This is a genomic window from Candidatus Paceibacterota bacterium (assembly GCA_026195275.1).
In the GTDB taxonomy this organism is placed as follows: Bacteria; Patescibacteriota; Minisyncoccia; order Phycocordibacterales; family JABMNX01; genus JABMNX01.
Map to the genome: position 1 here is coordinate 44,589 of JAPHQU010000008.1, position 7,898 is coordinate 52,486.

Genomic DNA, 7,898 nt, shown 5'->3' on the forward strand with positions numbered 1-7,898 from the left:
TTTGTTAATACACAAATAATAGCATAAAAGGGCAATCGGTCAGTAGCCACCAGTCATCGGCGCGTTAAATCAGTCCATTAAAACACACGAACGTTTCTGAGGCGGGTAATGACCTCGATGAGTGTATTTTCGTTTGTCGTGATGATGAGCGTGCGCTGGTCAGGGAATGCGTAGAGAAGTTGAGTTATCTCTGTGTCTGAGCGGAGTACACGTGCATCAATATTTTGTATAATCACATCCTCGAAACTCTTTTTGTATACAATCTCTTCTTTGGTCTGGGGGTCGATCGCGCGTTTGCTTGCATTGTCGACGTTTCGCAGAACAAGCGGCGAGAGTTCTCGTATCATCGATGGCTCCCAATCGAGCATGCCGGAAAAAGCGTGCTGGTAGGAGTCTGTGGTAAAGATAAGGAATGTTTGGTTGCGGTCAAACGAATGTATACCAAGCATAAAATCAGGATCAAGGGACCTGAGAAACGCACTACTTACGCGCGCATCGATCGCGCGGAGGAAATCTTGTGCGGTGAGAAGAGTCAACTCCCCGGTAGTGGCGTCTGTCGTGGTGAGGTAGAGGTGCGCAATCTGTCCAAGGGAGAGTTGTGTAGATTGTCTTTTCTCTTCAAGGCGCCCGAGAATACTTCGTGCACTCAGGTCAGTGATATCAACACGCGTCTGCTTCTCGGCAAAAATCAAAGATGAAACCGCTTCTTCTATGGTCGGGCGCTCAGGTTCGTAGAAAAAGAGCCCGTAACTAACCGCGGCAATACCAATGGCAACAAACACAATGCCGCCGAGCACCATTGCAATCTTTTGTACGGGGGACTCTGTTTGTTCAGCAGAATCTTGCGAGGTCATTCGTGCGCGCCATCGCGCCTCGGCAGCCGCAATGCTGGTGAGCGATGCTTTCTGTCCTTTGACCGCTTCTGCGACATCTTCTTTAAAGGTTCGAACACGCGGAAGCCCGCCCTCATTCACTTGAGTGCGTGCCGGCTCACTTTTGGGCGATCTTGTCGGCTGGTCCGAAGTAGGTGAGTTTATTTGTGGTGGTGTGTCTGGTGCAGGCTTGTTCTCTTTGGGGTCCATAGAATACATAGCTAAGCGCTCCAATCTTCATTCTGGTTACTCGCGAGTGAATTTCCAGTTGCGGTTTCCAATGAGATACTTCTTTGGATCGTCACACATGTCGATGAAGTCGTCGCATGCTTCACGGAGCCGTGAAGACGACGATTTTCCAAATGAGATAACCTCAACTTGGCATCCCTCTTTGTTCTTAAGGTACTCAACCATCGGGACAAAGTCTCCGTCGCCGGACGCGAGGATAACCGCATCGAGTTTTGACGCTGCTGCGATTGCGTCGATAGCGATTCCAACATCCCAATCAGCTTTCTTTGCACCGCCATAGAATACCTGGAGGTCTTTTGTCTTGATCTCGATCCCTAATTTTTCGAGTGCTTCAAAGAAGCTCGCCTCTTCCCCGCTTTCGGTAGTGACGACATATGCGCGTGCGCGGATGAGTTCTCGTCCGGCGACTGCGCTCTTGAGGATCGCGCCGAAGTTTACTTTTGCTTTGTAAAGATTCTTTGCACTGTGGTAGAGGTTTTGCGTGTCGATGAATACACCAACTCGCTGACCCTTGTGTTTAATAACTGCCATATTGATAGAATTACTTATTGTATGTAAATGCGACCGTCGAAGTACTCGACTGCCTTTATTCTACTACAAAGGGGAGCTTACCGCTCCCCTTTTGTGTGTTTCTTGTGGTGAATTGGTGTGATTACTTCTTCAGACCAAGTTTCTTGATAAGCGCGTTGTATGAGCGCTTGTTGTTTAGTTCAAGATATTTAAGGTGTTTACGTCGGTCTGCAACCATTTGGAGAAGTCCACGGCGCGAATGCTTGTCTTTGGTGTTCTTCTTGAGGTGTGCCGCAAGCGCGTCAATTTTCTTCGAAAGAAGCGCGACTTGTACCTCGGCTGAGCCGGTGTCTGTCTCGTGTTTCTGCGCGGTCTTGATTGCGCGCGCCTTTTTCTGTTTTGTTAACATGGGGAAAGCATAGCATAAATACAGGCCCGCCGCAAGATGCGCCTCGTCGTGTCAAAAAAGAGACCGCATCACAGGGTATTGGTTGATGCGGTCTATTTTATTGGCTCTGAGCTCAGTCTTCGTCGCTCTCCTTGGGTAGTAATGTTTGTTGCAGGCGCCTGCGTGCCGCCATAACCTGTTGCGCAATAATCCTGCGTGCCACCATGATACTCCTCCCAGCCAACTTATATCTAAATATATGTATACCATACAAGGAGAGCGCTCGTCAGCACTGTTTATGGGGGAAAGTATGGTGCGACCAATTTTCCTTACGACCGGAGGGAGTTAGAAAAATGGAAGTACCCTCTGTGGCACGACACCTGATGGTATACTGATAGAAAACACCTATAGACAATGAATAGAGATCTTAAGGCACGCAAACAAGAGTTTCTCGAATACATCGAGATCGAGCGCGGTCGCGCACTGAAGACGGTCGAGAATTATGACCGGTACCTCCGTCGTTTCTTTGAGTTCGCTAAAGTAAAGACGGCGCAGGATATAACAGAGGATAAGATTCGGCGCTACCGACTCGAATTGAATCGCGCTGGGCTCAATCGCCGAACACAAAACTACTACCTCATCGCACTGCGGCAGTTTCTTAAATACTTGGTAAAGCGCGGCGAAGAAGTATTGCCGCCTGATACCATTGAGCTTGCGAAAGAAACAGGGCGCGATCTCAATCTTATCTCCTCGGTCGAGCTAGAGCGGCTTCTTAAGGCTCCCAAAGGCTCAGATCTCAAGGCGCTCCGCGACAAAGCCATGCTCGAACTTCTCTTCTCGACCGGACTTCGCGTCTCGGAGCTCTGCAACCTTTCGCGTTACCTCGATTGGACTCGTGACGAGATCTCGGTCAGAGGCAAGGGTGGCAAGGTGCGACCAGTCTTCATCTCGCCGGATGCAAAGGTGGCAGTGGAGAAATATCTGAAGGAGCGTACCGACACTGACGAAGCCCTTTTCATCTACCTTGGGAGAGGTGCGTCACGTGCTGAGGCTCACTCCGGCTCACTCCAGCTCTCAACGCGGAGTGTTGAGCGTATTGTGAAGCATTATGCTGTTAAAGCAGGTATCGACAAACGTGTGACACCGCATACACTCCGGCATTCATTTGCAACCGATCTTCTCCAGAACGGTGCCGACCTTCGCTCGGTTCAGGCGCTCCTTGGTCACGCGAATATCGCGACAACACAGGTGTACACACACGTGACAGATGTGCATTTGCACAACATTCACAAGAAATTTCACGGGAAGAAACGGAGTAATGAATAAGTGATACCCGTCCCGCATCTCTGCTTCTGGTTGGCGGTGCGGTACCCAGAGTCTTCACGACAAATGACGAAACAGAGAAAACGACCTGCGCTAACAGGTCGTTTTGAGAGAAAGAGCATCCTTAAGCTGTGTTGCAAAGCGGTGCAAGTTCTCTGCCTCTGTGGTGGTGAGTGCCCCTGCTTGCGCACGCAAGACATGTTCTCTGAGGATCTCTGGTCCGCTCAGACATACACCGCCAAGCCAGCCGGAAAAGAGTGTCTGGTAAAGTTCGGGTTCTCTTGCGAGTGCGGCAACTGCACGCCTATCGCCAATATCGCGCAGTCGCACGAGTGCTGAGGCGAGATTGGGAGCAGTACTGAGAGCGGGTAAGGTTGGTATTTCTGTCGTGTTCATGGAAGTCTCCCCTTTCTGGTGCTTTCTAAGAAGTAAAACTAGCACATTTTTTGTTTAGTTACTTTTGGTACTATCACCATTCGCCGATATAATCACTTTATATGAAACTCATGTCATGGAATGTGAACGGCATCCGTGCGGTGGACCGTAAGGGCGTATTCGTGCCGTTCATTAAGAAGCATCAGCCGGATATTCTCTGCCTTCAGGAGACCAAAGCACAGCAAGAACAGTCCCCTATCGATCTTCCCGATTATATCGAGTACTGGAACAGTGCCGAGAAAAAAGGCTACTCCGGTACCGCTATTTTTACGAAAGAAAAGCCGATCGCGGTTATGAATGACCTTCCCGAGCATATTGCGAAGAAATACAAGGTGGGAGACGATGGCTACGGCAATCCAAACACCGAAGGACGCATCATTGCAGCCGAGTTTAAGAAGTTCTTCGTGGTAACGGTCTATACCCCGAATTCAAAAGGTGACCTCTCTCGCCTCTCGCTCCGCTATAAGCAGTGGGATCCCGCCTTTCTCGAATACTGCAAAGAGTTGGAGGAGAAAAAACCAGTCATCTTCTGCGGCGACCTTAATGTGGCGCACAAAGAGCAGGATCTCGCACACCCAAAGCCAAATGAAGGCAAGCATGGTTTCACCAGAGAAGAGCGTGAGGGCGTGGATAACATGATAAACGCCGGGTTTATCGATACATTCCGTCACCTCACCCCCGAGGGCAATGGCTACTACACGTGGTGGAGCCACTGGCATAAGGCACGCGAGCGTAACGTTGGCTGGCGTATCGACTACATTTTTGCAAGCAGAAAGTTTGAAAAGAAGCTTACAAGTGCTGAAATCCACCCTGAGGTCATGGGCTCAGACCACTGCCCGGTTGAGGTTGAGTTTGAGATGTAGTTTGACAGACGCTTCTCTAGGGTCTAGTCTTGCCCCAGAGATAACAAGGGAGGATTTTGACATGTCTGAAGAAAACCCTTCAGTCTTGCACCCGATTCAAGACGTGTGCATGCGCAGTCTCCTTGCGCTGACTTTCATTAGCATACCTGAAGCTCTGCCTCGGTATGCCGATGTTGACCTGAGCCTGCTCAAACACCATGAGCTGCAGGAGTTCGCTGCTCGCGTTGTCTCGGACGATAATCTCTGGCAAGGTATGCCGAGTATCATATCCGTTCCGGAAGAACATTTCAGCGAGCTCCTGAGTGAGCTTGAGAAAGTGGGCTGCGAGATCAAGGGAGTGTCCGTTCGGTATACATCGTATACAAAAGAGGCACTTCGTGAAGAACTTGAGCGGCTTACCAACCGCTTTGAAGAAACTGTTCAGGTGCTGAGTTCACAGGCGGAGCTTCTCGAAGACCCGCCAGGCGGAGCCGGTCTTGGTTTCTTGAGCCCGGGAACCCTTTGGTAGTTCCCTTTAACAACTAATCCCTGCCCGAAACGGCAGGGATTTCTTTGTAAAGGACATTTATCCACATGAATGTCCTTTACATGTCCTTTAGAGAGAGTATTCTTAAAGACAGAAGATCTTTTTAGTTCCTTGAGAAGAGATCTCTTGCAAGTTTATTTGGTCACAAGTGTTTCATGGTTGTACGTGTATCCACAACCAAGCATCAAACAATTTGTGATTTTGAGGTACTTACGTACCACGAAACATCTTGCCGCTGAGTGAATTTGCACATGTTTAAAGTCGCATATGCGCGCGTATCTGGGATTTGCCCAACTCCACCCCGGTTCGCAGCAATGCGGCTTTATTTTACCTAGGAGGACTTGACATATTTATATTTTTCATTCATAATCTACGCTAGAAAGGGTAACATAGCAAATGAAAGGAATCGCTATGGAAGCCGCAGTTACCATAGCTTTGCTCGACGCTGCTGGAGACGTTCTCCTTGTTAGGGACTTGGGACATACGGATCCTCAATGGAAGTTCCCCGGCGGACATGTAAAACCCGAGGAGACCCCTGCGGTCGCCGTGATACGGGAAACTAAAGAAGAATCCGGTGTTAGTGTATCAGAAAACCTCCTTCAGGTTCTTGATACTGAACTTCGACCCTCTCGGGAAGGCGGAACACATAAGCATATCTTCTTCGGCGCAACACTTCCCGGTACATTCAAAGAGCGCGGTCTTAAAGACTACGGCGCAAGTGGTGAAGAGACTCGTATTGTTTCACTTCACAAGCTTGATTCGCTGCTTGAGTTTGAACCACACCGCGCTCTATTGAAAAAACTGCACAATCAGGCCTTTTATGCCTAAACACCACCTCTCTGAGGTGGTGTTTTTCTTTTGGTAACTACTGTACGTGATGTTTTTTACGGATCTCGGCGACTGCCTCTTCTTCGAATTTCTCTCGTCGGCGCTTACCATCTTCTCCATGTGTCCTGAGTGTCTCCTCGGGTAGCTCGGTGAGCTCCCTCGCACGCTTCCCGAGGTATTCTTCTGTATTTCGCGATGGATCATCGAGCACTTCCTCGAGAAGTGCGTGAAGAATGTAGCCGATGCGCGGACCCGGCCTCTCACTGAGCTCTTGCATAATGTACGCTCCATCAATCTTGAGCATACCAACCGAGGTTGGGTCGCGGAGTGCCTCATCAACCATTGATTTATACTTACGAAAACGAAAGGGTTGTGCCTTCGGACGCCCTGAACCGATACGGTCGCAGATACGGAGGTTTAAGAGATCCCAAATATTCTCCTCACCCACGTTGCGGATCATACGACGCACTGCCGAGAGCGTGATCTTCTCCGGATCGGAGAAGAACATGTGCCAGCGCACGAGTTTTACCAGCTTCTCGACCTGTTTCTTTGGGAGTTTAAGATCGTTGAACGCTTTTTTTGCGATACGCGCGCCGACCACCTCGTGTCCGTGAAAGGTCCAATCCCCTTTTTCCTCTGACCACCGGCGTGTTTCCGGTTTTGAGATGTCGTGATAGAGGCCGGCAAGACGAATGTCGACACTCCACTTCATATCAGCGCCGTGCTGCATGGTGCGGAGCAGGTGCTCAAAAACGTCGTATTTATGCGCCTGATTTTGCTCAACACCGATTCCTCGCTCGAGGTCAGGTGCGATATATGGCAAGAGACCGAGCTTCTGCGCAAAAACAATTGCGTGCATTGGTGTGTCTGAAGCAAGGATGCGCAGAAACTCATCACGAATGCGTTCTTTAGAGATCTTCCCGAGCTGTGTCGCGTTCTTTACGATAGCATTTGCGGTTTCTGGATCAATGGTGAAGTTGAGTTCTGCCGAGAGGCGTATCGCACGGAGCATGCGGAGTGCATCTTCTTCAAAACGCTCGTTCGGGTCGCCAACCGCGACGATACTCTTTCTCTTAATATCCTCAGACCCATTGAAAAGGTCGACCAACTCACCTGTCTTTGGCCGGAATGCGATCGCATTTATGGTAAAGTCGCGGCGCTTCAGGTCATCTTTAAGGTTTTTTGAAAAGTGTACTTCATCCGGTCGGCGCGCATCCGAGTATGACCCCTCAAGTCGGTATGGTGTCAGCTCAAGCACTTTGAGTGTAGGGTGCTGTGTCTCAAGCACAACACCCACAGTGCCAAAATCGTTCTCGTAGAACGTTTCCTCAAAAAGCCCTTGGATATCTTCGGGGGTGGCGTCGGTTGCGAAGTCCCAGTCTTTTGGGGCTTTTCCAAGAAGAAGATCGCGCACACATCCGCCGACCAAGTACGCTTCAAAACCGGCCCCTTCTAACACCTCAGCAGTGTCATTAATCTCTTTTGGAATTTTCGATGCGGGAATTGTTTTCATTAGGTCAATAATACTCCAAGTTTGGCTGTTTTACGAATATGTCGTATAATTGCGAAGCAGTTTTATTGTACCTGTGGTGTGACTTTATTTTGTTACGACCAGAGGGAGTTAAAAAATAAGAAATGCCCTTGTGGTGAAATGGATATCACAACGGTCTTCGGAACCGTTATTCTGGGTTCGAATCCTGGCGGGGGCACACGGCGTCACTGATTGAATATATTAGATTGACGCATGGAGCGGCCATGGTTAAGTGGTATAACAGGTCCTTGCCAAGGATCAGTCGGGAGTTCGATTCTCCCTGGCCGCACATGAAGCACACAAAACCCCTGCGGATGCAGGGGTTTTGTTGTGATTCACTGCGGGAGGAGAATCGAACCGAGGCGACGCGAAG

Annotated in this window: 9 protein-coding genes and 2 tRNA genes; 6 read left to right on the forward strand and 5 right to left on the reverse strand. The window is 49.5% G+C overall.

All coding sequences use genetic code 11. From position 1 onward, the window contains the following. Positions 1 to 77 precede the first annotated feature (77 nt). The 3 genes from OQJ98_03195 to rpsO all read right to left on the reverse strand — a co-directional run bounded on the left by OQJ98_03195 (position 78) and on the right by rpsO (position 2,040). The gene (locus OQJ98_03195; protein ID MCW9054955.1) at positions 78 to 1,082 is read right to left on the reverse strand and encodes a hypothetical protein; all 1,005 of its coding nucleotides are present in this window, start codon (positions 1,080 to 1,082) and stop codon (positions 78 to 80) included. Between the two features lie 36 nt (positions 1,083 to 1,118). Continuing rightward, positions 1,119 to 1,652, reverse strand: coding sequence for an NYN domain-containing protein (locus tag OQJ98_03200; GenBank protein ID MCW9054956.1), 534 nt, complete (start codon positions 1,650 to 1,652; stop codon positions 1,119 to 1,121). A 121-nt stretch (positions 1,653 to 1,773) separates the two neighbouring features. After that, on the reverse strand, positions 1,774 to 2,040 hold the full coding sequence (rpsO, locus tag OQJ98_03205) for a 30S ribosomal protein S15 (GenBank protein MCW9054957.1): 267 nt from the start codon (positions 2,038 to 2,040) through the stop codon (positions 1,774 to 1,776). Positions 2,041 to 2,433: 393 nt separating this feature from the next. Between rpsO and OQJ98_03210 the strand changes: the two genes are divergently transcribed. Then, on the forward strand, positions 2,434 to 3,345 hold the full coding sequence (locus OQJ98_03210; protein ID MCW9054958.1) for a tyrosine-type recombinase/integrase: 912 nt from the start codon (positions 2,434 to 2,436) through the stop codon (positions 3,343 to 3,345). A gap of 90 nt (positions 3,346 to 3,435) precedes the next feature. On the opposite strand, the gene OQJ98_03215 is transcribed toward OQJ98_03210, so the two are convergent. Then, positions 3,436 to 3,738, reverse strand: coding sequence for a hypothetical protein (locus OQJ98_03215; protein MCW9054959.1), 303 nt, complete (start codon positions 3,736 to 3,738; stop codon positions 3,436 to 3,438). A gap of 101 nt (positions 3,739 to 3,839) precedes the next feature. Here OQJ98_03215 and OQJ98_03220 point away from each other — a divergent pair, with 101 nt between their 5' ends. From OQJ98_03220 to OQJ98_03230, 3 genes are all read left to right on the forward strand, one after another. Then, entirely contained in the window at positions 3,840 to 4,640 is an 801-nt protein-coding gene (locus OQJ98_03220) for an exodeoxyribonuclease III (protein MCW9054960.1), read from the forward strand. 61 nt (positions 4,641 to 4,701) lie between these two features. Then, a complete protein-coding gene (locus OQJ98_03225) occupies positions 4,702 to 5,148 on the forward strand; it encodes a hypothetical protein (GenBank protein MCW9054961.1) in 447 nt (148 codons plus the stop codon). A gap of 414 nt (positions 5,149 to 5,562) precedes the next feature. Further along, positions 5,563 to 5,994: an NUDIX hydrolase gene (locus OQJ98_03230; GenBank protein MCW9054962.1), complete on the forward strand. Its 432-nt coding sequence runs from the start codon at positions 5,563 to 5,565 to the stop codon at positions 5,992 to 5,994. Between the two features lie 37 nt (positions 5,995 to 6,031). On the opposite strand, the gene OQJ98_03235 is transcribed toward OQJ98_03230, so the two are convergent. Continuing rightward, the gene (locus OQJ98_03235; protein ID MCW9054963.1) at positions 6,032 to 7,507 is read right to left on the reverse strand and encodes an HD domain-containing protein; all 1,476 of its coding nucleotides are present in this window, start codon (positions 7,505 to 7,507) and stop codon (positions 6,032 to 6,034) included. Positions 7,508 to 7,631: 124 nt separating this feature from the next. Between OQJ98_03235 and OQJ98_03240 the strand changes: the two genes are divergently transcribed. Then, positions 7,632 to 7,703: transfer RNA gene (locus OQJ98_03240), tRNA-Arg, on the forward strand. Positions 7,704 to 7,743: 40 nt separating this feature from the next. Next, positions 7,744 to 7,814 (forward strand) — tRNA-Gly (locus OQJ98_03245). Positions 7,815 to 7,898 lie beyond the last annotated feature (84 nt).